The following is a 24,399-nucleotide window of genomic DNA, read 5'->3' as shown; positions in this document are numbered from 1 at the left end:
GGGAATCGATTACGCTAAGCGTGGCAGGCGGGGCTAGCCTCCCCGCCGCACCATCACCTCGAGATACGTATCCAGTACCGACTGGTTGATCGTATCCCACAGATACCCGGCGGCCTTGTCGTGCCCGGCCCATCCCATCGTCTCGCGCAGCCCCGGCTCCGAGACGATCCGGCCGATAGCATCCGCATACCCGGCGATATCGCTCGGCGGCACGAGAAATCCCGTCACGCCGTCATCGACCAATCCGACGGCGCCGGACGCCCGCGCGGCAACGACGGGAACGCCCGCCGCCATGGCCTCAAGCGTCACGTTGCCGAACGTTTCGGTCACGCTCGGATTGAAGAACACGTCCATCGACGCGACCGCGCGTCCCAGATCATCGCCAGACTGGAACCCTGCGAACACCGCACCCGGCACGCGCGCGGCGAACCAGTCGCGCGCGGGTCCTTCGCCGATCACCAGCACCTTGTGCGGCACGCCGCGCTGTTCCAGCTCGCGGACGACGTCGGCGAAGACGTCGAGACCCTTTTCCTTCACCAGCCGCCCGAGAAACCCGACCGCGACCTCTCCGTCGGCAATGCCGCGCGCGCGGCGCCACTCGAGATCGCGGCGCGTCGGCGTGAAACGGTCGTGGTTCACCCCGCGCGACCAGATCGCGGTCGGCGTCGTCACGCCCCAGTCGCGGACGATCTCCGCCATGCCGCGCCCGGGCACCAGCACTTCGTCGACGCGGTTGTAGAAGCGCGTCAGGATCCTCACCATGATCGGCTCGAAGAACGCCATCTTGTAGTAGCGGAAATACGTCTCGAACCGTGTGTGCAGCGACGCGACCGTCGCGATGCCGTTGCGGTGGCCATAGCTGATCGCGCGGTGGCCGAGGAAATCGGGTGCCGAGACATGGACGATGTTCGGCGCGAACGCATCCAGATCGCGCCGGATCGCGGCGGGCAGCCCGCGCGCCATCTTGTATTCGCCACGCCCCGCCGGCAGCGGAAGCGATGGCACCGCGACCAGATCGCCGGTCGGCGGGAAGGCGGGCCTGGCATTGGTCGGCGAATAGACACGCACCGTCGCGCCCTTCGCCAACAGATGGCCGACGAGCAGATTGAGCGCCTGGTTTGCGCCATCGCGTACGTAATTATAGTTGCCGCTGAACAGGGCGATGCGCAGGTCGGTGGCTTGCATCGTCGCGCGGATAACGCCGGGTTTCCCGAAGCGCCACTAAATCCGCAACTTGTCGCACGCGCGCCCCATTGATGTTCCCGTATCGTTCTCGTACATCGGCGGCATGGCGAAACCCCAGAAGCGTTACGTGTGTCAGGCCTGCGGATCGGTGTCGCACCGCTGGGCGGGGCAATGCGCCGATTGCAGCGAGTGGAACACGCTGGTCGAGGAGGCAAACACCGCCGCCACCCCGTTCCATTCGAAGCATAACCTCCAGACCGGCGGCCGCGCGATCCAGCTCGTCGGGCTGGATGCCGAGATCAAGCTGCCCGATCGTATGGCGACCGGGATCGCCGAACTCGATCGTGCGCTGGGCGGCGGGTTCGTCGAGGGTTCGGCGACGCTGATCGGCGGCGATCCCGGTATCGGCAAGTCGACGCTGCTGTTGCAGGCGGCGGCGAAGATGGCGCTGGCGGGGCAATCGGTCGCGTATGTTTCGGGTGAGGAGGCCGCGGACCAGGTCCGCCTGCGCGCACGGCGGCTCGGGCTTGGCAATGCGCCGGTTCAGCTCGCGGCGGCGACCTCGACACGCGATATTCTGACGACGTTGCAGACGCGGCCGCCCGCGATGCTGGTGATCGACTCGATCCAGACGATGCACTCCGACCTGATCGAGGGCGCGCCCGGCACAGTCAGCCAAGTGCGCGCGTCGGCGCAGGAGCTGATCAGGTTCGCCAAGGAGCGCGGGACTGCGGTCGTTCTGGTCGGGCACGTCACCAAGGACGGCTCGATTGCCGGTCCGCGCGTGCTTGAGCATATGGTCGACACGGTGCTGTCGTTCGAAGGCGAGCGCAGCCACCAATACCGCATCCTCCGCGCGATCAAGAACCGCTTCGGCGGCACCGACGAGATCGGCGTATTCTCGATGCAGACGGAAGGACTGGCGGAGGTCGGCAATCCGTCGTCGCTGTTCCTCACGCACCGCGACGATGCGATGACGGGGGCGACGGTGTTCCCGGCGCTGGAGGGAACGCGGCCGGTACTGGTCGAGATCCAGGCGCTGACCGTTCGGCTGGCGTCCGGCGCGACGCCACGACGCGCCGTGGTCGGCTGGGATTCGGGGCGTCTTGCGATGATCCTGGCGGTGCTGGAAGCGCGGTGCGGACTGAGTTTCTCCAACGCCGAAGTGTATCTCAACATCGCCGGCGGGTATCGCGTGCAGGACCCGGCGGCGGATCTCGCAGTGGCGGCGGCGCTCATTTCCGCGATGTCGGAGCGTCCCGTGCCGGTCGATGCGGTGGCGTTCGGCGAAGTCGCGCTGTCGGGCGAGATCCGCCCGGTCGCACATGGCCCGCTGCGCTTGAAGGAAGCGAGCAAGCTCGGTTTCGAACGCGCATTGGTGCCGGCGTCGATGACGGGCGAGAAGAGCGGCATGAAGCTGTCGGGCTTCAAGACGCTCGCGTCGTTCGTCGATCACATGATGGGACGGGGGTAAGTTTATCGCAGGGGGCAGCGGCGCGTCGTTCCGCTGCGAAGGCGGGGATGCATAACCTCGAGGGGAAGGCATGGATCGCGTCGTTCGCGGTTATGGGTTCTCGCCTCCGCGGGAATGACGGGACTGAGCAGCGCCGGCGGGAACGCTCGCACTAGCGGTTCGCGCCTCGCGTCCCTATTCCAGAGAGCATGAACCTCACCGCCCTAGACATCGTTGTCCTGATTGCCGTCGCCGGGTCCGCGGTGCTGGGGCTGCTGCGCGGGTTCGTCACCGAAGTGTTGTCGATGTTCGCCTGGGTGGCGATGGTGGCGATGTTGAAGCTGTTCCACATCCCGCTCGCCGCCGCGCTGTCGCCGATGGTCGGCACAGTCGGTGGTGCCGCGGTGCTTGCGTTCGCGATCATCACCGGCGTCACGTATATCGGCGGGCGGCTGGTCGCCAACGCGATCGGCGCGCGGACGCGGACCTCGATCCTCGGCCCGGTCGACCGTGCGCTGGGCTTCGGGTTCGGCGCGCTGAAGGGACTTATCCTCGCCAGCCTCGTCTTCCTGCTCGCGACGCTCGTCATCGACACGATGAGTGGCGGCCCGTCGCGCCGGCCTGCCTGGATGACGACGTCGCGAACCTATCCGCTGCTCAACGCGACCAGCGCAGGGATTGCCGATTTCGTCGACCGCCGCCGCCGCGGCAAACCTGTTTTCGGCGCAACCACGCCGCCTTCCCGATCCGATAACGCAAGCGAGCCGAAATCATGAGCGCGCCCCTCTACAATGCTGAGATCCTACGCCTCGCCGCGACGATGCCGCACCATGAACGCCTGCCCGAGCCGATGGCGACCGCGGAGAGACGCTCGCCGATCTGCGGCAGCCGCGTGACGATCGATGTCGCGGTCGACGAAGCCGGCAAAGTCAGTGAGGTAGGTCTGCTGGTTCGCGCCTGCGCGCTCGGCCAAGCATCGTCGTCGTTGCTGGCGGCGAACATCCTCGGCCGCACCCCCGTCGAACTCGCCGCTGTGCGCGACGCGTTGACGGCATGGCTTGCGCGCGAGGGCGATGCGCCCGATTGGCCGGGGATGGATATCTTCACCCCCGCACTCGACTACACCGCGCGCCACCCTTCGATCCGGCTCGCGTTTGAGGCCGCGGCCGAGGCTGCCGACACCGCTGCAAAGGCGAAGGTCTGATGGCGGAGGCTTCGCCGTCGCTGCTGCGGGACGGCGTCGTGCTGCTCGGGTTCGGTCTCATGTTCGTGCTGCTGTTCCGCCGGCTCGGGCTCGGCGCGACGCTGGGGTATCTGGTCGCGGGTGCGGTCGTCGGGCCGCATGTGCTTGGCCTGGTCGGCGATGCGGAATCTAAGCTCGGGTTCGCCGAGCTCGGCATCACGCTGCTGCTGTTTATCGTCGGCCTCGAACTAAACCCGTCACGCCTTTGGAAGATGAAGGAGGAGATTTTCGGTCTTGGCCTTCTACAGGTCGCGATCTGCGGGCTCGCGATCACCGCGATCGTCTGGGTCGGGGCGAAGTTCTCGCTTCCCGCCGCGCTCGCGCTCGGGCTGCCGCTCGCGCTGTCGTCGACCGCGCAGGTGCTGCCGATGCTGCGCTCGTCGGGGCGGATGAAGACCCCGTTCGGGGAGCGGGCGTTCTCAATCCTGCTGTTCCAGGACCTCTCGATTGTTCCGCTCATCACGATCGTGGCAGCGATGAGCCGCAACCCCGCGGACGCCAACGCACCTCCCGGCTGGCTGCTGGCGATTTACACGGTGCTCGCGGTGGTCGGCCTCGTCGTGGCGGGACGTTTCCTGTTGCGCCCGTTCTTCCGCCTGATCGGCAACCTTGGCGAGCGCGAGATGTTCGTGTTCGCCGGCCTCTTTACCGTCATCGCCAGCGCCGCGATCATGGAATGGCTCGGGCTGTCGACCGCGCTCGGGGCGTTCATCGCCGGCGTGATGCTCGCGGACAGCCCGTATCGGCATGAACTGGAGGCAGATGTCGAGCCGTTCCGATCGATCCTGCTCGGCCTGTTCTTCCTCGCGGTCGGCATGGTGCTGGACCTCAACGCGATCGCCGAGCGCCCGTTCTTCGTGATGGCGATGGCGGCGGCGCTGATCGCGACCAAGACCAGCGTGATCATGCTCATCGGCATGGCGTTCAAGATGACGTGGCGGCAGGCGTTCGCGCTGGGGTTGTTGCTGAGCCAAGGGGGCGAGTTCGGCTTCGTGCTGTTCGCGCAGGCGCAGGCCGGGCTACTGATCGAACCGCAGGCGGCCAGCCTGTTCGGGGCGATCATCACGCTGTCGATGGCGACGACGCCGTTCCTGATGGGTATCACGCGGCGCTTCCGGACCGAGCCGATCGCCGCGGGGAAGGAGCGCGACGGCCCCAAGGTCGACGGCGCGAACGCGATCATCGTCGGCTATGGGCGGTTCGGCCAGACGGTCGGCCAGATGCTGCTCGCGCAGGATATCCCGGTGACGCTGATCGACACCGATATCGAGATGATCGACATCGCGGGCGAGTTCGGCGCGAAGGTCTATTACGGCGACGGCACGCGGCTCGACCTGTTGCGGCAGGCGGGCGCGGCGGAGGCGGAGATCATCTGCTTCTGCATGGATGGCGACCAGCTCGATCCGGATACGATCGAGGGTGTGCATGAGGCCTTCCCGGATGCTGCCATCTACGTGCGTGCGTTCGATCGCCGCGCTCTGGTGAAGTTGAAGAATACCTCGGCGACCGCGGTTGTGCGCGAAGTGATGGAGTCCGCGGTGAAGATGGCGCGGCTCGCGCTGCGCGGGCTGGATGTGTCGCCGGCCGATATCGACCGTGCGGAGGAGCAATACCGGTCGCGCGACAAGGAGCGGTTGCAGTTGCAGATCGACTCCGGTGACATGCGCGCGGCGCGTGCCGAGACGGCGAAACGCTTTCCCTGGGGGAATGATACGCAATGATTATCGCCATTCTTGCGGCCTTGTCGGGGGCGATCGCAGTCGCGGCGGGGGCGTTCGGGGCGCATGGCGCGAGTGGCTCGGCGGCGGAGTGGTTGAAGACCGGCGCGCAGTATCAGCTCGTCCACGTGGTCGCGGCGCTTGTTGCCGTGCGGATGGAGGCGCGGGGGCCGGCGTGGTTGTTCGTCGTTGGCGCCGCGATCTTCGCGTTGACGTTGTATGCGATGGCGCTGGGTGCGCCGCGCTGGTTCGGGGCGATCACGCCGATCGGTGGGGCGTTGTTGATCGGAGGCTGGTTGTGGCTGGCTTGGAGTGCGCGCGGCTAGGCAAAATTGTTTCCCCGCGAAGGCGGGGACCCAGTCTGGGCACCCGCCTTCGCGGGTGAACAAACTTGCTCCGAGTCCTCTGGCGCTACCGCTTCTTCCTGCAGGCGTCGGAGCAGTAGATCACGCTGTCCCAGTCTCGCGCCCATTTCTTGCGCCACGTGAACGTCCGCTCGCACGCCGGACACACTTTGGTCGGCAAGTTTTGCTTGGCGACACCGTTGGGCATCAGCGGGGCTGCGCGTCGAGGAAGGTCTCGACGTCGGCGAGGTCGACCGTCTTGTCGAGATACGTCTGGCCGATCCCGCGCGCGAGCAGGAAGGGCAGAGTGCCCGCCGCCATCTTCTTGTCGTGCCGCATATGGTCGACCAACCGCGCACCGCTCGAGCCGACCTTCGCCGCCGCCAGACCGTCGGGAAGTCCGACGTCACGCCAATGCGCCGCAACGCGCTCCGCATCTTGTCCAGAGCAGATCCCCTGCGCGGCGGAAAACCCAAACGCGAGCGAACAACCCGCTGCGACGCCTTCGCCGTGGATCAACGCCTGCGAGAACCCGGTCTCCGCCTCCAGCGCATGCCCGAACGTATGGCCGAGATTGAGAAGAGCCCGCGTCCCATTCGTCTCATGTTCGTCCGCCGCGACGATCCGCGCCTTCGCCGAAACGCTGTGTCCGATTGCGTATTCGCGCAGGCCGATGTCGCCCGCCAGCAATGCTGCGCCATTCGCCTCGCACCATTCGAAGAACGCGAAGTCGTCGATCAGCCCGTATTTCACGACCTCGGCGTAACCTGCGCGCAGTTCCCGGATCGGCAGCGTGTCGAGTACCTGCGGGTCGATCAGCACCATCACCGGCTGGTGGAACGCGCCGATCAAATTCTTGCCGGCCTTCGTGTTGATCGCGGTCTTGCCGCCAACCGAGCTGTCGACCTGCGCGAGCAGGCTCGTCGGAATCTGCACGAAGTTGCACCCGCGCTTGAGGATCGAGCAGGCGAACCCGACCAGATCCCCCATCACGCCGCCACCCAGCGCCACGACGTGATCGCCGCGCTCGACACCGAGTTCGAGTAGCCGGTCGCACAGCATTTCCAGCGTCGCCCAGCTCTTGCTGCCTTCGCCGGGTGCCAGCACGATCGCCTCGGATGCAATCCCCGCCGCAGTCAGCGAAGCCTGCAACGTCGCGAGATGCACCGACAAATTCTCGTCGGTGACGATCGCGACCCGCCGACCCTTCGCAAGCGGGGCAAGGAACTCGCCCGCCCGGGCGAGAATCCCCGCCTCGATATGGATCGGATAGGTCCGCGCACCCAGTTCGACGGTAACGGTCTTCATCGGCCAAGCGCTCTCAGGATAGCGGCGACGGTCGCTTCGTGCGGCGTCTTGTTGCTGACAATATGGATGTGCGCCTGCGCGTAGATCGGGTTGCGGACGCGCGCCAGTTCGGCGAGCACTTTTCCCGCGTCGCGGTTGCGCAGCAGCGGGCGGGTGTCGCGCCGGCCGACGCGCTCGACAAGGATGTCGGGATGCGCGCTGAGCCACACCGACACCGCGTCGCGCAGGATCAACGCCCGCGTGTCGTCGTTGATGAACGCGCCGCCGCCGGTCGCGATGATCTTGGGCGTACCGTCGATCAGCCGCGCGATCACGCGGCGTTCGCCGTCACGGAAATACTCTTCGCCGTATTTGGCGAAGATCTCGGCGACGGTCATCCCCGACGCGGCCTCGATCTCGTGATCGGCATCGACGAACGGCAGGTTCATGCGCAGCGCGAGGCGGCGGCCGACGGTGGTCTTGCCGACGCCCATCAGCCCGACGAGCACGATCGGGCGATCGATCGGGGCAGGGCGGCGACCGCCCGAAGGTCCGCCTGAAGGGTTGTGGCTTTGCAACATCGTAGCCCGCGCTATACAGCGGCTCCGCGCGAGGACAAAAGCTCTTGGCGCGCGATATTTCGCCGATCGTCCATTGCCCCGTTCACTACAAGGTTACGTCGTATGTCCCGTTTCATCGTCTCGGTCGTCGTCGTTCTTGTGGTCGTGGTCGGCGGCCTGTTCCTGTTGGCAGGCCGCGCGACCGAGCGTCCGCAGAGCCACGTCGAAAAGGCCGTGACGCTTGCGAACCTCTCTTAAGGCATCCCTAGCGGCAGCGGTTGCCGTCGGAGCCTTGGTCGCGCTGGGACCGGCGATCGGGCAGGATCGGCCCGAATCGATCCTGCCGCCGGGGTTCGGCGAACCGACGCCTGCGCCCGCACCGCGACCGACGCCGCCTGCCGGTACGCAGCCGACCCGTCCGACGGGTCCGACGCAGCCGAGCGCGCCGCAGCCGGCTCCGTCCCCCGCACAGCCGGGCGCGATGATCCAGCCGCTGCCGCCGACGACGCCGGGCGACACGCCGTTGGTGCCAACTGTCGCGACGCCGGCGCAGGTCGATCCCGCGGTGCTCGCGCAGTACGAGATGCCGGCGTCCGCGCGGCGCTCGCTCGCGACGGTAGGGCCAGTCACGGCTAGCGAAGGCGGCCTCGATACCGACGCCTTCGGTGAAGCGGACGGCCAGTATGTCGAGACGCTGATGCGTCGCCTCAGTGCGCCGCTGCCGTCGCGCTGGATGTCGATCCTGTTGCGGCGCGCGCTGGTGTCGCATGTCGATACGCCCAGCCGCACCAACGGCGCCGACTTCGCCGCCGAGCGCGCGTGGCTGTTGCTGCGAATGGGCGAATCGGTCGCGGCGCGTGCGGTTGCGCAGACCGTCGACACCGATAATTACACGCCGAAACTCTATCAGGTCGCGATGAACACCGCGCTGGCGACCGGCGATCCGGCGGGCCTCTGTCCGCTGGTGACCGGCGCGATGCGCTACGCCCCGGCGCGCGGCTGGACGATGGCGCAGGCGATGTGCGCCGGGCTGTCGGGCAATCCCGCGCAGGCGAGCCCGCTGATCGCGACCGCCAAGCGTCGCAATGTCGCCAGCGGCGTCGACCTGCTGCTCGCGCAGAAAGTCGTCGGCGCCGGCGCGCAGGGGCGTCAGGCCGTGACGATCGAATGGGACGGCGTCGACCGGCTGACCGCATGGCGCTTTGGCCTCGCGATGGCGACCGGCGTCACCGTGCCCGACGAGCTGTACGGCACGGCAGGTCCGCAGGTGAAATACTGGCAGGCGCTGTCGCCCTCCGTCGCGCTCGGCGATCGGCTGGCCCCGGCCGAGGCTGCGGCGGGGCAGGGGGTGCTGTCCAGCGCGGCACTCGTCGATCTTTACTCTGCGGCCGCGACGGATGACGATACGCAGAGTGGCGCGACCGCGACCGCCAACGATCTCCAGACCGCCTATGCCGACCGCAGTCCTGATTCGCGGCTAACCGCGCTGCGTCAGCTGTGGGGCGGCGCGAACACGCGTCCGAGCTATGCGCGGCTCGTGCTGACCGCGCGGGCGGCGGCACGGATGAACCCGGCGCTGGCGAAGGCCGAAGCCGATCATCTGGTCGCATCGATGCTGTCCGCCGGACTCGATCGCACCGCAGCGCGCTGGCTGGGCTCGGTACCCGCTGGCAGCGACGCCTGGGCAATGATAATGCTCAGCGATCCCGACGCGTATCGCCGCCTGAGTTATTCCGACCTTGCGTCCTATACCGGTGGCGAAGGCGATTCGGCGTTGAAGCAGCGCATGTTGTTCGCAGGGTTGGCAGGCCTCGGTCGCCTTAACCAAGGCGATATCGAGCGCGCGGCGCAGTCGCTCGGCGTCCGGATCGGCGCAGACAATGCGTGGACTCGCGCGCTCGATCGTGCCGCCCGTGACGGTCAAGCCGGGACCGTCGTCCTGCTCGCAGCCGTCGGCATGCAGGCGGGGAGCTGGAAGGACATCCCCCCGGAAGCGCTGTACCGCATCGTCGGCGCGTTGCGCGGCGTCGGTCTCGACGGCGAGGCGCGGATGATCGCGGCCGAGGCGATCGCGCGCGCGTGAGCCACGGTAGCGATCGTGCGCTGATCGATCGGTTCCTGGAAATGATGACTGCGGAGGTTGGTGCCGCGGCGAACACGGTGGCGGCGTATCGCAGTGACCTGACGCTCGCCTCGCAGGCGCTGGAAGGCGGATTGGCCGACGCGGATGCCGACGCGCTGGCCAAGCAGGCGAGCGGGTGGTCGGCCTTGTCGCGCTCGACCGTGGGCCGGAAGTCCGCCTCGCTCCGCCGCTTCTTCGCGTTCCTCGCCGATGAAGGCCACCGTGCCGACGATCCAGGCAAGGCGCTCCCGCGGCCGGGCACAGCACGCACCTTGCCGAAGATTCTCAGCCACGCCGACGTCGACCGCCTGTTCACCGCGATCGCCGAGCGCGCCGCCCGCGATCCGCTCGACCCCAACGACCTGCGTCTTTCCGCATTGTTCGAGCTTCTCTACGGTTCAGGCCTGCGCGCGACCGAACTCGTCAGCCTGCCGCGCAACGCGGTGCATCCCGACCGCCCATTCCTGATCCTGCGCGGCAAGGGCGGGCGCGAGCGTCTCGTCCCCATCTCCGACCGAGCGCGCGCCGCCGTCGCGATCTGGCGCACCCACGTCGCGACCGACCGTCTCTGGTTGTTCCCCTCGGGCAAGGGCCATCTCTCGCGCATCCGCCTGTATCAACTCGTGAAGGCGATCGCCGCCGAGGCAGGCATCCCCCCCGATCGCGTCAGCCCGCACGTCCTGCGTCATGCCTTCGCCACGCATCTGCTCGCCGGCGGTGCGGATCTGCGAGCACTGCAATCGATGCTCGGCCACGCCGATATCGCCACCACCGAGATCTACACGCACGTCGATTCGAGCCGCCTTGTCGAGCTCGTCAACACGCGTCACCCGCTGGCGGACTTGCCGCCGCGTTGACGCGGACGGCGGCGCACCGTAACCGCCGCTGATGCCAAGCTTCCTCGACTTCGAGAAACCGATCGCCGAACTCCAGGGCCGGATCGACGAACTCCGCGACACCGCCGCCGAAGGCAGCGTCGACCTAGCTGCCGACATCGCCCGCTTGCAGGCGAAGTCAGACAAGCTGTTGAAGGACACGTTCGCGCGCCTGACCCCGTGGCAGAAGACGCAGGTCGCACGCCATCCCGAGCGTCCGCACTTCAAGGATTACGTCGCCGCGCTGTTCGACGAGTTCGTGCCGCTCGCCGGCGATCGCGCATTCGGCGACGACCAGGCGATCATCGGCGGCTTCGCGACGTTCCGGGGTCGCAAGATCATGGTGCTTGGCCATGAAAAGGGCGACGACACCGCCAGCCGCCTCCGCCACAATTTCGGCATGGGCAAGCCCGAGGGGTACCGCAAGGCGATCCGTCTGGTCGAACTCGCCGACCGATTCGGCCTGCCGATCGTCACGCTGGTCGACACCTCCGGCGCATTCCCAGGCATTCAGGCCGAAGAGCGTGGCCAGGCCGAGGCGATCGCCCGGTCGACCGAAGCGTGCCTCAATGCAGGCGTGCCGATCGTCTCGGCGATCGTCGGCGAAGGCGGCTCGGGTGGCGCGGTCGCGCTCGCTGCGGGCAACCGCGTGCTGATGTTCGAACACGCGGTCTATTCGGTGATCAGCCCCGAGGGCTGCGCTTCGATCCTGTGGCGCACCGCCGACAAGGCACCAGAGGCCGCAGAAGCGATGCGGATCACCGCGCAGGACCTGAAGTCGTTCGGCGTGATCGACGATATCGTGCCTGAACCGCTGGGTGGCGCGCACCGCGACTGGGCGACGGCGATCGATGCTCTGGGGAATGCGCTGTCCCGCGCGCTAGGCGATCTCGATGCACTGGGTCCCGCCGACCTGCGCCGGGATCGACAGGCGAAGTTCCTGAAGATGGGACGGCTCTGACGACGACATGAAAAGGGCGGCGAAACCGGAGTTTCGCCGCCCAAATCTCGTTCTCAGGACCGTCGATCAGCCGGTCTTGGCAAGGCCGTTCGAGACGTTGTTGAACGTCTTGTTCAGGTTGGAGCCCAGCGTCGTCATCGTGGCGATGGCGGCAACGGCGATCAGCGCGGCGATCAGGCCGTACTCGATAGCGGTCGCGCCCTTGCTGTCCTTGAAAAACTTGCGAATCGTCTTCATTCCGGTCTCCATCGTTGGATTGCTTCAGTGTCACCCGGCTGCACCGGACGGACCGGATCAGCAGTTCGAGAAATACAAGTGGTGGGTTGAGAAAGGTTTAAGGCGGACGCGGATTCTTTTTCCTGGCGTCAGCGCACTTTCGTCACCTTGCTGCTCACATTGTTCCACATGCCAGTGGTCGAACCGGCAAGCGCCGTCAGGCCCGCGAACATTGCAACGACCACGAGAGCGACGATCAACCCGTATTCGATGGCCGTCGCCGCTCGCGGCTCGCGCAACGCGCGCACGATCGTTCGGGTGACTTCGCTCATTGCGTTACGTATCGGGCTCATGGCTGCTATTTATTCACGGGGGAATTAAGGAATGACCAACGATCCACCGGGTCGCAGCCGGCCGTCTTCGAACGACCTGATCTTGCCGGTCGTCGCTGCGGCGCTCGTTGATATCGAGGGGCGCGTCCTGCTCCAGCAGCGGCCCGAGGGCAAATCGCTCGCGGGCCTGTGGGAGTTTCCTGGCGGCAAGGTCGAGCCCGGCGAGACACCGGAGGCAGCGCTGATTCGCGAGCTGGAGGAGGAATTGGCGATTGCCGTGCCGCACGCCTGCCTCGCGCCTGCCGCCTTCGCCAGCGCCCCTCTCGGCGATCGTCACCTGCTGCTGTTGCTCTATATAACGCGCAAATGGAGTGGGGTGCCTCGCGCGATCGAGGCGACCGCGCTGCGATGGGTCAGGCCGACGGACATGCATGCCCTGCCTATGCCGCCCGCTGATCGACCGCTGATCGGTCTGCTCGACGCGCTGATCTGAGGACCAGGCGGGCACAGGCGCGCCTGCATGCATCCGAACAGGGGGCCTGATGGTTGATGCAAGGGTATGTCGGCGCGCCGCTCAACCTTTGGCTCGTCACCATGGCGGGTCGGCATACTCCCTATTCAAATTTCGACTTGATCGGAGCGTCGAGCACGCGCATGGTCGGCGGTGCCGGTTACGTCCCCAAGACCGTATCCGGCTAGCCAGACTACGGCTCGCACGCGTTATTCCCTTTTCTCGCGCGAGCCGTTTCCGCTGTCACGAGGTGACAAGCGGTGGCGCTCAAATTTTTCTAGAATCTCAAGGCTCTTAGCCAGCGATGGGCGAAAAGGCCGTTCGTGGCCAAGGCCGCCAAACCCTCAAGCTGCAGGCGTTTTCTACGCCACCTCGGACAAAGAGGATGGAGGCCCGACCGGGCCTTGATTAACGCAGCAATATCAACGACCTATCCTGTCTAACTTGTTAAAGGCGCTGACGAGTATCACTCCTGTCCGGCGTGCGGTGGCTAACCGTTCTCTGCGGTTATAGATGGCGGCTTTCGCCTAATTTCCGACCGAAAGCAGCCGGCCGCGGAACCGGCTGGGCGGGCGAGAGGTCAGCGGTCGTCGGCGATCTGGAGCGACGGTGCTGCCGGCGCTCCGGCCAGCCACACCGTCGTCGCGGAGTGTTTGACGGGACGGCATGCACGATCGTGATTGTGCAAGGCGTAGGTCGCGGGAAGACGCTGAACTAGAATGATGGCGAGGCCCGCGACTATAATACCCGCGATCGTATCGACAAAATAGTGACCGCCCTGAATCGGGGTGGAGGCCAGCATCAGCGCGTTGATGGCTAAGCCCGGCAGGCGAAGCCACCGTACCGACCAAGCCGCCCAAGCGAACAGGACCGAGGCCGCGGCATGGAAGCTGGGAAAGGCTATCAATCCGGAGAGATGCTCGACCACAACTGGTCCGAAAGCCCCGGCCCGAAGCCGTTCGATGATCGGAATGTGCATCAGCCCGGGCGTCGGAAGGTTGGGCGCCGTGATCGCCAGGAAGTGCTCCGCAGCGGACTTTCCCGGTATGAGTGCCAGCAACAGATCGGTCACGAGCAACGCAGTGATGAACGCCGCAATGAACCGATAGGATTTCTCGGTCTCCCCGGAGGCCGCTAAGGCGATGACCAATATGGTCGGTGTGAAGAAGATGCTGTTGTATGAAAATCCCAGTGTATCGTACAGCAAGGGATGCTCCTGAACGAAATTCCAGTAAGTAAGCCAGTCGAGCCCTAGAATGGCATCGCCGGCGAGAAGCTCGCTGTCGAGCCATCCATGACTTACGGCGGCGAGCGGATAGGTTGCCAGTCCGCCGATCACGGTAGCCAAGGAAAGAAGGCTGAAATTCTCTAGGCAGCAGACGGCGCGATCCATGGCGGTATGTTGCGGGATGTAGCCGAGCGAAAGCAGTGCCGAGAACGCGCAGCATGCCAGCAGCGCGGCCGACATCACCGAACAGGACATGGAAAGTCCGGTAAGACGGAACAGCGCCGCTGTCACAAGGCCACCGAGCAGAATGGAACCTTGGGCAAGCCCGCGTGCCGAAAACATTGTTACCTCCTGCTGTTCCTGGAGTGACGTTAGCGCGCAATCCTTAACGATAAGAAGATGTCCGGTTTCCACCAATCTTAGCCGCTCCATGGGGCTTAACTATCGGCAAAGTTCGTGATGAGGCCCAATTAGCCATTGCTAAGTAACTGTAAAATAACAGGTTAGCCAAAGATGGAGGCCCGACCGGGCCTTGAATAATCCAGCAAATTCAACGTGCTGATCTGTATAACCTTGCCCAATCTCTGTACGGCATTCTGCGGCCTCCCGCGCGTGATGGCTAACCCAATGCGATCAAGTTTGACGAGGTCGTTTGAGCGTTATTGCTACTTAGTGACGGTGCCATTCTCTCGGGACTGGACGGCCAAGCGGCGATGCCGCAATGTTAGGGGATGTCCGATCAGTCGCCTGCTCCGCTCAGTATAATCGGTCGTACGGCGACAATCGCTGCACCCTTAGCGCTTTTGATAGGGTCCACATGCTACTTCGCCGGCACAATTTATCAAAAAAGACTTCTCAGTGAGTACGGTTTCAGCGGTGCAACCGTACAACTTTCTTTGCAGGGAGTAATCGCGCAGGGATATATGGTCGTTCTTGCTACGTTGGTCGCGACGACAATCCCGACGTTTATAATCACTGCAATCGCTATGAGTTTCAGTGCGGGTAGAAAAGTAGTTCACGTGACAGGCCGAGCTGTGGCGCGTCCACGGAATTTCGCCCAGCTTGGGATTTGGGTATACTTAGCCTTTGGAGCGGCGGGCTATGGTTACCTAGCGGGCCATTTAGGCGCGGTACGTACTACGATGTTGGTCAATTCGCGAATTCAGGACCACTGCAAAACCTGCTTTTTTTACAGAACTTCGCGTGGGCAGGTCGTCGCGGTTCTGCTCGCGGAAGACGATCGTGTGACTGTGCTAGCCACGCGTAGTGGCGCAGTGTTGCTGCCAACGGGTTCGATAAGAGCCGTACGCCCTATTTCAACCGGGGATCGGTATTACCTCTCCAAGTGGGTACTGAACATTCTCAGCTAACGGCATCGGGTGGAGGATAGAGAGTTGATCTGAAGGGAGCGTGCAGCAGTGCGATTGCTCCCGATGCTGCACTTCCGCCCGGCTTATGAGGGGGGAGTGCAGCTAAATTGCTTTTGTTCGAGGCGGGGAAGGGCGGTTTGCGATACCAGCGCGATACCAAATCGCTTGGTTCGAATATGCTAAGATCCATCTCGCCGCTCGATGGCCGCTAACGCTCCAGCAGGCAGCGCCTCGTACATTCTTGCGACGTGGGCAGGCTGGGATATCATTATTTCGACGATGAGGTTGATTAGCGAAAACAGCTGAGCAGCTGTTGATCGGTCGTCGCGTACATCTAACTCCCCCGGATGCACTGCGTTGTTTCCGACAACTCGTACCACATCAAGCGCCCGCTGGACCCGAACGTCGAGGCCCTTTTTCACTAAGTCGCCAATATCCTTATTTATGTTGTCACCGCTACCGCCAAGTGTGACGCAAAGTCGTTGAATTGCGAGGCGCAATAATGCTGCCGCTCCTCGCGGAGAGTGTTGTACAATCTGTGCAGCTTCAATGAAATCAATACGAACGTCCGCAGGCATATCATCGGCAGGAATGTATTTGGTGTCGACTGTAGGCCATGCCATCTGGTTGTGACGCCATACTGTTAGCGAGTTACAATTAAAGCACTGTGAGACGTTCAGGTTGATTAGCCAGTAAGCATATTGGCTGTTTTCGCCACCGTATAAATAGACATCACCTGAAGCCATATGCCGCCAGTTTTCTCGGATTTCGTCAGCATCCTTTTTGTCTATCCCCTCGGGAGTTTCGGTTGTCTCAGCGTCTTCGGTTGACCAGACCGCGGGCTTCCCGCCTTTTGTCCGCTTCTTGGCATGTAATTCATACCAGCTTTGCGTCGCTAACGCTCCGCAATGAGGGCAATTGAATGCAGTTTCATCAACGCTTGGATCGACGTACTTCACGCTTCCTCCGGGCCGTGTTCAATTATTTCACGCACACTGCCTATCCAACAGCAGCTTCACAACCGCCCTTTAGCCGTGGAGCGGTAAAGCCGTTTGTTATCAATGACGGTTGCCCGATCGCTGCTTAATGGCGGCGTAAGCGATATCAATGGCTTGTACCACTGGGGGCATCGGCGTTGACGTTTCGGCCGCGCCGATGCGGGTGCTTCTTGGGAATAGGGTTCATTTGTTAATGGACGGCGGACTTCGCCCGTCTCGAACATTCGAGGCAGCCAACGGTCGGCAAAATTCGCGACGAGACCTAGTTAGACAAGTCTAAGTTATTGAAAACCAACGGTTAGACGATTTGGAGGCCCGACCGGGAATCGAACCCGGGTGCGAGGATTTGCAGTCCTCTACGTCACCACTCCGCCATCGGGCCCCGATTGCGTGAAGGCGGCGCAAATGCTTCGTTTTTGGCACGCGGTCAACCGGCAGTTGCGATCGGATGTGGAATAATCTTGTCGAGCGATCCGCGCGGTTCGTGAGCGGCCATCCTGCACGTCGGGATCGGAGGTATCGAGACTCGCACCGGAATGGTTCTTTGCCTACAGTGCAGCGCAACAGCATAACGGCTTGGGGGCGGGGCGTTTGACGATGGACAGGCTAGCGGGCGGCACGAATACGGTCGGCGTCGACGATGCGGTGTTCGATATGCCGGATGGCATGGCGATCCGGTATGACCGCCCGGCCGCGGTGCTCGCGGATTACATCACCGGCTATCACGTCTACCGATCGATCGACGCGAGTGCGGCAGGGCAGGTCGACTGGTTCCTGCCTGCGACCGCGAACGTGCGGATCGCGATCGATGCGGGGCCGATCGCCGTGACGATCGGGCGACGGACCTACGATCCCCTACCGCCTGCCAGCCTGTTCGGCCCGACCAGCCAGGCGCTGAAGGCGACGACGCACGGCGGCACGATGATCGGTTTCGGGATCAGCGCACTCGGCTGGGCGCGGCTGTTCAACCGTCCGGCGGGAGACTATCGCAACCGGATCGTGCCGTTGCAGGACGTGCTGGGCCATGGTTTCACCCGCCGCCTCGTCGCTGCGTTGCAGGAGGCGCCTAGCGACGCCGAGATCGCGCCCATCCTCGATACGCTGCTGCTTGCGCGACTCGGTACACCACATGCCGACGCGCCGCAGATCCGGCAATTGATGGAGATCCTGGCGACCGACGGGCCCACCGACATCGTGTCCGCCGCGCATCAGCTCGATATCCCGACGCACGGCCTGCGGCGATTGTCGGTCCGGCATTTCGGGTTTCCACCCAAGATGCTGTTGATGCGTGCGCGTTTCCTGCGCTCGTTCGTGCGGTTCATGGCGGCTGGTGCCGATGCCGATTACACCCGGATCGACGGCAGCTATTTCGACGCATCGCATTTCCTGCGCGATTCGGGCACGTTTCTGGGCATGACGCCGCGCCGGTTCATGGCCCTGACCAAGCCCTTCCTCGACGCGAGCCTGCGCGCCCGCGATGCCGTGCTGGGATCGCCGACCCAGGTGCTGCACGACATCGAGACGGCACCGGCCCGCAACGCGCCGCCCCGCGAATCGGTGAGGACGTCCGCGTCGCGCCCGGTCATTTCCGGCGACGGTCCCGCAATAGGGTGCTAAGGTCGCGGGCAGAGGTGTTGCCGGGGATTTCCACGTGCACCCTCGGCGCCCCGTTCGCGGCATTTCGGTGTCACACGGGCGGGCGGGGCGTCTTCCCGACACGGGTGCGCGCGACCTCAGCTATCGAAACCGACCAACCGGCGCTTGGCGTTGCGGCAACCCCGCGATATCACGCCGCGCGATCGGTCGACGCGAAACTAGTGTATTGCGTGGCTAAAACAGTTGTGCGACAGGATAGGCCATGACGACGACAATTCTCGATACTCCTGCTCTCGAAACCGGCACCCTGCGCACCGACGGCGGCGCATCGGCCTCGTTCGAGACGATGCGTCACGCGATGGTGGCGAGCCAGTTGCGGACCAACGCGGTCAGCGATCAGCGCGTCGTCGCGGCGATGGCACGCGTCCCCCGCGAAGAGTTCCTGCCCGCCGACGTTCGTGCACTGGCCTACCGCGACACCGCCATTCCGCTCGGCGGCGGTCGTTACGCCAATCTGCCGATGGCAACCGGGCGTCTTCTGACCGAAGCGTATCTGACCGCGACCGACCGGGTTCTGCTGATCGGCGCGGCGACCGGCTACACCGCCGCGGTGCTCGCCGAGATCGTCGGATCGGTGGTCGCGGTCGAGAGCGATCCGGCCTTGCTCGCAGTGGCACACGCCGCGCTTGCCGGGATCGGCAATGTCGATCTCGTCGGAGCACCGATGCAGGACGGCCATGCCGCCGGCGCGCCCTATGACGTGCTGATCGTCGACGGCGCGATCGAGACCGTGCCCGACGCGCTGATCGCGCAGGTCCGCTCGGGCGGCCGTGTCGTCACGGGGATCGCGGAGCGCGGGCTGACCCGGTTGGCGTCGGGTCGCAAGACCGACGGCGGCTTTGCGCTGGCGGCGTTCGTCGATGTCGAATGCGTCGGCCTGCCAGGCTTCGACGCGCCCAAACCCTTCAAGTTCTGAGCCACATCATGCCGCGCACCACTCGCTTCCGTCCTCTGCTTTTGAGTGTTGCGCTGGTGTATATCGGTGCACCAGCGCAGGCGGAAACGCTCCGCGAGGCGCTGGCCAAGGCCTACAACACGAACCCGACGCTGACCGGCCAGCGCGCGACGCTGCGGGCGACGGACGAGAACGTCCCGATCGCCCGCGCGGCCGGTCTGCCGTCGGTAAACGCCACCGCAGACTATACCGAATTTCTCGTCACGGCCGCGAACAGCTTCGTCGCGTTGCCGCGTCAGGCGACCGCGCGCGCCAACGTGTCGGTGCCGCTGTACCTTGGCGGCCAGGTCCGCAATTCGGTCGCGGCGGCCAAGACGCGTGTCGAGGGTGGTCGCGCGACCCTGCGCGGCACCGAAGCCGATCTCTTCACCAACGTCGTCGCGGCGTACATGGACGTGATCCGCGACGAGGCGATCGTCGGGCTTAACACGCAGAACGTCCGCGTTCTCGACGTCAACCTACAAGCCAGCCGGGACCGGTTCCAGGTCGGCGACCTGACGCGGACCGACGTCGCGCAATCCGAGGCCCGTCTCGCGCTTGCCCGCGCGCAGCTCCAGTCCGCGCAGGCGCAGCTGATTTCGAGCCGCGAGAATTATATCCGGTTCGTCGGGACGCCCGCCGGCACGCTGGATACGCCGCCGACATTGCCGCATCTGCCGGACAGCCCGGCCTCGGCCGTCACCGTCGCGATCGACAATAATCCGGTACTGATCGCCGCCGCCAAGGAGCGCGATGCGAGTCGTTACGACGTCGGTGTCGCCCGCGCGAGCCGGCTGCCGCAGATCAGCGCCGTCGGCGGCGCCGGCTACACCAATTATCTCGGCTCGATCTCGACGGCGGATGGCAGTGCCAGCACGATCCCGAACGGGAACAAGGCGGTCCAGGCCGGATTGTCGCTGACGTTGCCGCTATTCCAGGGCGGGCGCCCCGCGGCGCAGGTTCGCCAGGCGGAAGCGTTCCAGGCGCGCGCGATCGAGAACGTCACCGCGACCGAGCGCAACGTCATCGCGCAGGCGCGCTCTGCCTTTGCCGTCTGGCGCTCGTCCGAGCAGGTGATCCAGTCGTCCGAGACCGCGGTCAACGCCAACAAGCTGAGCCTCGAAGGCGTCCGCGCCGAGAACAGCGTCGGCACGCGCACGATCCTCGACATCCTCAACGCCGAGCAGGAATTGCTCAACAGCCAGGTGACGCTCGTGACCGCGCGGCGCGACGCGTACGTTGCCGGGTTCGCGCTGCTGGCCGCGATGGGGCAGGCCGAGGCGCGCGATCTCGGGCTCGATGGCGGCGTGCTGTACGATCCGGTCGCGAATTATCAGCGCGTCCATCACAAGACCTGGGATTTCGGCGGCGATGGCGAGCCCCTCCCGGTCGGCACCCGCACCGCGCAGTCGCCTGCGCAGGACGCCAGCGTTGCGCCGCAACGCGACCCGTTGCTCGATACGCCGGTTGACAGGAACCCCACCTTAACCAAAGGTATGGACGCGCCGAGCCGTCAATAGGGACGCGTGCGGCTACGGGGTTTGGGATGGTCCGGATGGGGGACGTGAACGGCGAGCCGTCGATGGAGGAAATCCTCTCGTCGATCAAACGCATCATCGCCGAGGAAGGCGACGTGCCGGGTCGGTCGCGCCGCCCGTCGCGCGCCATGCAGTCGGCGGTCGATCGCGAACCCGCCTATCTGGATCCGCATGATCTGGACGGCGAGATGGACGAAGACGAGATCCTCGAATTGAGCGACCCGATGCCGATGGCCGATCGTACGCCCCGCACGCCGAAATCGCCCGTGTTGTCCTCCGTCGATGCCGCACCCGAGCCTCGCCAGGCCGCACCTCAGCCGCAACGGGCACAGCCGGCCCCGCAGCCGGTTGCCGAAGCGCCAGCCGAGCGTCCGATCGTGTCTCGTGAAACGGCCGCTGCAACGCGCGCGCCGCTCGAAGCGTTGACGCGCATGATGGTAAAACCCGAAGCAACCCCCGATGCGACCAGCGACGGCACGCTCGAAGGGCTGGTCCGCGAGATGCTCCGCCCGATCCTGCGCGAGTGGGTCGATGCGAACCTTCCCAACATGGTCGAGGACATGGTCTCGCGTGAGATCGCCAAGATCATGAACCAGCAGCCCTAGGCTCTGAAGTGACGGGCACGGACGCGAGGCTGGTTTCCTCGCGTCGCGCTCGCTAAGGCTCGACGCATGAGCGAGCTTCCCAAAACCTTCGACCCGGCCTCCATCGAATCGCGCTGGTATGCGCATTGGGAGGCGAGCGGCCAGTTCCGCCCCGACCGTCCGAACGCCGAGCCGTGGACGATCGTCAACCCGCCGCCCAACGTCACCGGCTCGCTGCACATCGGCCACGCGCTCGACAACACGCTGCAGGACATCCTCACGCGTCACGCGCGGCTGAAGGGCAAGGATGCGTTGTGGGTGGTCGGCACCGATCACGCGGGCATCGCGACGCAGATGGTGGTCGAGCGCCAGATGGGCGCGCTGACCCCGCCGCAGAAGCGCACCGACATGACGCGCGAGGAGTTCGTCGCGAAGGTCTGGGCGTGGAAGGAAGAGAGCGGCGGCGAGATCACGCAGCAGCTCCGCCGGCTCGGTTGCTCGATGGACTGGGCGAACGAACGCTTCACGATGGATCCGGGCTTCTCGAAGGCTGTTCTGAAGGTGTTCGTCGACCTCCACAAGCAGGGGCTGCTCTACCGCGACAAGCGCCTGGTGAACTGGGATCCGGGCCTCGGCACCGCGATCAGCGACCTCGAGGTCGAGACGCGCGAGATCAAGGGCAGCTTCTGGCACCTGCGCTATCCGCTCGAAGACGGATCGGGCTTCATCGAGGTCGCGACCACGCGGCCGGAGACGATGCTCGCCGACATGGCGGTGGCCGTGAACGCGTCGGACGAACGCTACACCGCGCTGATCGGCAAGCAGGTGAAGCTGCCGATCACCGGCCGACTGATCCCGATCATCGCCGACGAGCATGCCGATCCGGAACTCGGCTCGGGCGCGGTGAAGATTACTCCGGGCCACGACTTCAACGATTTCGAGGTCGGCAAGCGGGCAGGGATGGCCGCGGGGTCGATGCTCAACATGCTCGATGCGAAGGCTCGCGTCGTCCAGGTGTCCGACGGGCTGATCCCGGCCGAGCTGCTCGGGTTGACGACTGCCGAGGCACGCAAGGCCGTCGTCGCGCGGCTGAAGGCCGAAGGCTTCCTGATCGCGCACGTCGACAAGGACGGCGAAGAGCACGACGCCGAGCCGCGCACGATCCAGACGCCGTATGGCGACCGCTCGGGCGTGGTGATCGAGCCGTGGCTGACCGACCAATGGTATGTCGACGCAAAGACGCTCGCGCAGCCGGCGATCGAGGCGGTTCGCACCGGCGCGATCGATATCGTCCCCAAGACCTGGGAAAAGACCTTCTTCAACTGGATGGACAACATTCAGCCCTGGTGCGTGTCGCGCCAGCTCTGGTGGGGGCATCGGATCCCCGCTTGGTTCGGGCCGAAGATAGAGCGCGGTCGTTCAAGTTATGAGTTTTCGTACGAGCAACGCGATACTCAACAGTTTGTCGCGATCGATAAAGCTGGCGCGCTGGTCCTTGCGGAGGCGGCTTATGCCGAATTCCCAAATAAGAAGGTTCGAACGTTCGAAAGCTTTGAAGAAGTCGTTCGCTGGGAGATGGCTTCACCGGACACGACTGATACTATTGCAATTTGGCAGGATAGCGACGTCCTCGACACGTGGTTCTCCTCGGCACTTTGGCCCTTCGCCACACTCGGCTGGCCCGAGGAGGGTGCCGTTCCCTCTCCCCCCCGGGGAGAGGGCCAGGGTGAGGGGCAGCCAAGCAGCACAGCGCTCGGTACCGCCCCTCACCCCGACCCTCTCCCCGCAGGGGAGAGGGAGCAGAAGCAGTTAGGCGGGCGCTACCCCAACGACGTGCTCATTTCCGGCTTCGACATCCTGTTCTTCTGGAACGCACGGATGATGATGCAGGGGCTGCACTTCATGAAGGACGTGCCGTTCCGCACGCTCTATCTCCACGGTCTCGTCCGCGCGGCGGACGGCGCGAAGATGTCGAAGTCGAAGGGCAACGTCGTCAACCCGCTCGGGCTGATCGACACCTACGGCGCCGACGCGCTGCGCTTCTTCATGGCGGCGATGGAGAGCCAGGGCCGCGACATCAAGATGGATGAGAAGCGCGTCGAGGGCTATCGCAACTTCGCCACCAAGCTGTGGAACGCCGCGCGGTTCGCGCAGGCCAACGGCATCGTCGCCAGCACCACGCTCGAGGCGCCGCGCGCGGAACTGGCGGTCAACAAGTGGATCATCGCCGAGACGATCGCGACCGTCCAGACGGTCGACCTCGCGCTCGCCGACTACCGCTTCGACGGCGCTGCCAACGCGATCTACCAGTTCGCGTGGAGCCGCTTCTGCGACTGGTATCTCGAACTCATCAAGCCGCAGATGGTCGGCGACGAACGCGGCGTCATCGATGACGAATCGAAGGCGGTCGCAGGCTGGGTGCTCGACCAGATTCTGGTCCTGCTCCACCCGTTCATGCCGTTCATCACAGAGGAATTGTGGCACGCGATGGGCCCGCGCGATCACGACCTGATCGTCGCGAAATGGCCAATGGCGGACGCGCGCGCGCTCGATCCCGAGGCGAGCAAGGAAGTCGACTGGCTGATCCGCCTGGTTCAGGAAATCCGCACCGCGCGCAACGAACTGAACGTGCCCCCGGGCGCACGCCTGCCACTCCACGTCCGTGATGCGAACGCAACGACCTTGGCGCGGTTGGAACGCCAAGCGCCGGCACTCGCGCGTCTTGCCCGCGTCACGCACGCAGACGGTGAAGCCACCGGCGGCGCGGCGCAGGTCGTGGTCGACGAAGCAACGTTCGTCCTGCCTTTGGAAGGCGTCATCGACCTCGACTCCGAACGCGCCCGCCTGACCAAGGCGATCGCGGCGGCGGAAAAGGAGCGCGACGCGCTGTCGGGCCGCTTGGGCAATGCCAGCTTCATCGAACGCGCCAAACCCGAAGCGGTGGAAAAAGCCAAGGCCGACCACGCCGACAAGGCCGCCGAGGCTGCGCGATTGCAGGCGGCACTCGGACGCCTGGGCTAACCTGCTCCCCTCCCGCTTGCGGGAGGGGTTGGGGGAGGGGCGTGCCCCAATAGCCGGACGCCAGTACGTACGTCGCACCCTCCCCTGACCCCCCCGCAAGCGGGAGGGGAATGCGTGGTTGAAGACCTCGTCGCTCCTACCAAGGTCCGCCTCCAGGTTCCGCCGGGATGGCGAATCGGCAAGCATAGGCGCGGGAGCCTTCGACCCTCAAATCAGCAACGCCGTTTCCCCCGCTCCCCCCCGGCGAAGGCCGGGGTCCAATT

At 65.0% G+C, this 24,399-nt stretch carries 23 protein-coding genes and 1 tRNA gene; 15 read left to right on the top strand and 9 right to left on the bottom strand.

Going from position 1 to position 24,399, the window contains the following annotated elements; all coding sequences use genetic code 11:
• Positions 1–33: 33 nt before the first annotated feature.
• Positions 34–1,185, bottom strand: coding sequence for a glycosyltransferase family 4 protein (locus tag IFR23_RS03340; protein WP_192974714.1), 1,152 nt, complete (start codon positions 1,183–1,185; stop codon positions 34–36).
• Positions 1,186–1,288: 103 nt separating this feature from the next.
• Here IFR23_RS03340 and radA point away from each other — a divergent pair, with 103 nt between their 5' ends.
• The 5 genes from radA to IFR23_RS03315 all read left to right on the top strand — a co-directional run bounded on the left by radA (position 1,289) and on the right by IFR23_RS03315 (position 5,925).
• The gene (radA, locus tag IFR23_RS03335; protein WP_093399340.1) at positions 1,289–2,659 is read left to right on the top strand and encodes a DNA repair protein RadA; all 1,371 of its coding nucleotides are present in this window, start codon (positions 1,289–1,291) and stop codon (positions 2,657–2,659) included.
• 188 nt (positions 2,660–2,847) lie between these two features.
• A complete protein-coding gene (locus IFR23_RS03330; RefSeq protein ID WP_192974713.1) occupies positions 2,848–3,414 on the top strand; it encodes a CvpA family protein in 567 nt (188 codons plus the stop codon).
• Entirely contained in the window at positions 3,411–3,842 is a 432-nt protein-coding gene (locus IFR23_RS03325; RefSeq protein ID WP_192974712.1) for an iron-sulfur cluster assembly scaffold protein, read from the top strand. Before IFR23_RS03330 ends, IFR23_RS03325 begins: the two co-directional genes overlap by 4 nt.
• Entirely contained in the window at positions 3,842–5,602 is a 1,761-nt protein-coding gene (locus tag IFR23_RS03320; RefSeq protein WP_192974711.1) for a cation:proton antiporter domain-containing protein, read from the top strand. The genes IFR23_RS03325 and IFR23_RS03320 overlap by 1 nt, the downstream gene beginning before the upstream one ends.
• A complete protein-coding gene (locus IFR23_RS03315) occupies positions 5,599–5,925 on the top strand; it encodes a DUF423 domain-containing protein (RefSeq protein WP_133030553.1) in 327 nt (108 codons plus the stop codon). Before IFR23_RS03320 ends, IFR23_RS03315 begins: the two co-directional genes overlap by 4 nt.
• A gap of 85 nt (positions 5,926–6,010) precedes the next feature.
• Here IFR23_RS03315 and IFR23_RS03310 read toward each other — a convergent pair whose 3' ends face one another.
• From IFR23_RS03310 to IFR23_RS03300, 3 genes are read right to left on the bottom strand one after another with little or no spacing between them, the layout of a single operon-like run.
• Entirely contained in the window at positions 6,011–6,151 is a 141-nt protein-coding gene (locus tag IFR23_RS03310) for a DUF2256 domain-containing protein (RefSeq protein WP_192974710.1), read from the bottom strand.
• Positions 6,151–7,251 carry a 3-dehydroquinate synthase gene (gene aroB / locus IFR23_RS03305; RefSeq protein ID WP_192974709.1) on the bottom strand — a complete coding sequence of 367 codons (1,101 nt, stop codon included), beginning with the start codon at positions 7,249–7,251 and terminating at the stop codon, positions 6,151–6,153. The genes IFR23_RS03310 and aroB overlap by 1 nt, the downstream gene beginning before the upstream one ends.
• Positions 7,248–7,811, bottom strand: a complete 564-nt coding sequence (locus IFR23_RS03300; RefSeq protein WP_056062416.1) for a shikimate kinase — start codon at positions 7,809–7,811, stop codon at positions 7,248–7,250. The genes aroB and IFR23_RS03300 overlap by 4 nt, the downstream gene beginning before the upstream one ends.
• Positions 7,812–7,913: 102 nt before the next feature.
• On the opposite strand from IFR23_RS03300, the gene IFR23_RS20410 reads away from it, so the two are divergent.
• Genes IFR23_RS20410 through IFR23_RS03285 form a run of 4 tightly spaced genes read left to right on the top strand, consistent with a single transcriptional unit; the run spans position 7,914 to position 11,748 of the window.
• Positions 7,914–8,048, top strand: coding sequence for a hypothetical protein (locus IFR23_RS20410; protein ID WP_258191373.1), 135 nt, complete (start codon positions 7,914–7,916; stop codon positions 8,046–8,048).
• On the top strand, positions 8,032–9,873 hold the full coding sequence (locus IFR23_RS03295) for a hypothetical protein (protein WP_192974708.1): 1,842 nt from the start codon (positions 8,032–8,034) through the stop codon (positions 9,871–9,873). The genes IFR23_RS20410 and IFR23_RS03295 overlap by 17 nt, the downstream gene beginning before the upstream one ends.
• A complete protein-coding gene (locus IFR23_RS03290; protein WP_342344860.1) occupies positions 9,870–10,769 on the top strand; it encodes a tyrosine-type recombinase/integrase in 900 nt (299 codons plus the stop codon). Before IFR23_RS03295 ends, IFR23_RS03290 begins: the two co-directional genes overlap by 4 nt.
• A gap of 31 nt (positions 10,770–10,800) precedes the next feature.
• Positions 10,801–11,748: an acetyl-CoA carboxylase carboxyltransferase subunit alpha gene (locus tag IFR23_RS03285; protein ID WP_192974707.1), complete on the top strand. Its 948-nt coding sequence runs from the start codon at positions 10,801–10,803 to the stop codon at positions 11,746–11,748.
• A 66-nt stretch (positions 11,749–11,814) separates the two neighbouring features.
• Here the strand turns inward: IFR23_RS03285 and IFR23_RS03280 are convergent, their stop codons facing one another.
• Together IFR23_RS03280 and IFR23_RS03275 are read right to left on the bottom strand one after the other, a co-directional pair.
• Positions 11,815–11,985 carry a Flp family type IVb pilin gene (locus IFR23_RS03280; protein ID WP_107963013.1) on the bottom strand — a complete coding sequence of 57 codons (171 nt, stop codon included), beginning with the start codon at positions 11,983–11,985 and terminating at the stop codon, positions 11,815–11,817.
• A 128-nt stretch (positions 11,986–12,113) separates the two neighbouring features.
• The gene (locus tag IFR23_RS03275; protein ID WP_107962853.1) at positions 12,114–12,296 is read right to left on the bottom strand and encodes a Flp family type IVb pilin; all 183 of its coding nucleotides are present in this window, start codon (positions 12,294–12,296) and stop codon (positions 12,114–12,116) included.
• Positions 12,297–12,348: 52 nt separating this feature from the next.
• On the opposite strand from IFR23_RS03275, the gene IFR23_RS03270 reads away from it, so the two are divergent.
• The gene (locus IFR23_RS03270) at positions 12,349–12,789 is read left to right on the top strand and encodes a (deoxy)nucleoside triphosphate pyrophosphohydrolase (RefSeq protein WP_192974706.1); all 441 of its coding nucleotides are present in this window, start codon (positions 12,349–12,351) and stop codon (positions 12,787–12,789) included.
• 598 nt (positions 12,790–13,387) lie between these two features.
• Here IFR23_RS03270 and IFR23_RS03265 read toward each other — a convergent pair.
• The 3 genes from IFR23_RS03265 to IFR23_RS03255 all read right to left on the bottom strand — a co-directional run bounded on the left by IFR23_RS03265 (position 13,388) and on the right by IFR23_RS03255 (position 16,785).
• Positions 13,388–14,377: a phosphatase PAP2 family protein gene (locus IFR23_RS03265; RefSeq protein WP_192974705.1), complete on the bottom strand. Its 990-nt coding sequence runs from the start codon at positions 14,375–14,377 to the stop codon at positions 13,388–13,390.
• A gap of 1,207 nt (positions 14,378–15,584) precedes the next feature.
• Complete coding sequence (locus IFR23_RS20510) at positions 15,585–16,364, bottom strand: DUF4145 domain-containing protein (RefSeq protein WP_197978274.1); 780 nt, start codon at positions 16,362–16,364, stop codon at positions 15,585–15,587.
• A 347-nt stretch (positions 16,365–16,711) separates the two neighbouring features.
• A tRNA-Cys gene (locus IFR23_RS03255) sits at positions 16,712–16,785 on the bottom strand.
• Between the two features lie 215 nt (positions 16,786–17,000).
• On the opposite strand from IFR23_RS03255, the gene IFR23_RS03250 reads away from it, so the two are divergent.
• The 5 genes from IFR23_RS03250 (at position 17,001) to IFR23_RS03230 (ending at position 24,136) form a co-directional block, all read left to right on the top strand.
• Positions 17,001–18,020 (top strand): hypothetical protein, encoded by a 1,020-nt coding sequence (locus IFR23_RS03250; protein ID WP_192974704.1) that lies wholly within the window; start codon positions 17,001–17,003, stop codon positions 18,018–18,020.
• Positions 18,021–18,261: 241 nt separating this feature from the next.
• On the top strand, positions 18,262–18,975 hold the full coding sequence (locus tag IFR23_RS03245; protein ID WP_192974703.1) for a protein-L-isoaspartate O-methyltransferase family protein: 714 nt from the start codon (positions 18,262–18,264) through the stop codon (positions 18,973–18,975).
• An 8-nt stretch (positions 18,976–18,983) separates the two neighbouring features.
• Positions 18,984–20,513, top strand: coding sequence for a TolC family outer membrane protein (locus IFR23_RS03240; RefSeq protein ID WP_192238892.1), 1,530 nt, complete (start codon positions 18,984–18,986; stop codon positions 20,511–20,513).
• 26 nt (positions 20,514–20,539) lie between these two features.
• A complete protein-coding gene (locus IFR23_RS03235) occupies positions 20,540–21,136 on the top strand; it encodes a DUF2497 domain-containing protein (RefSeq protein ID WP_446740881.1) in 597 nt (198 codons plus the stop codon).
• 66 nt (positions 21,137–21,202) lie between these two features.
• On the top strand, positions 21,203–24,136 hold the full coding sequence (locus tag IFR23_RS03230) for a valine--tRNA ligase (protein WP_192974702.1): 2,934 nt from the start codon (positions 21,203–21,205) through the stop codon (positions 24,134–24,136).
• Positions 24,137–24,399 lie beyond the last annotated feature (263 nt).

The sequence above is a fragment of the Sphingomonas sp. CFBP 13603 genome (assembly GCF_014892665.1).
Taxonomy (GTDB): domain Bacteria; phylum Pseudomonadota; class Alphaproteobacteria; order Sphingomonadales; family Sphingomonadaceae; genus Sphingomonas.
Note: the sequence above shows the minus strand (reverse complement) of the source record. Positions and strands in the feature narration are given on the sequence as shown.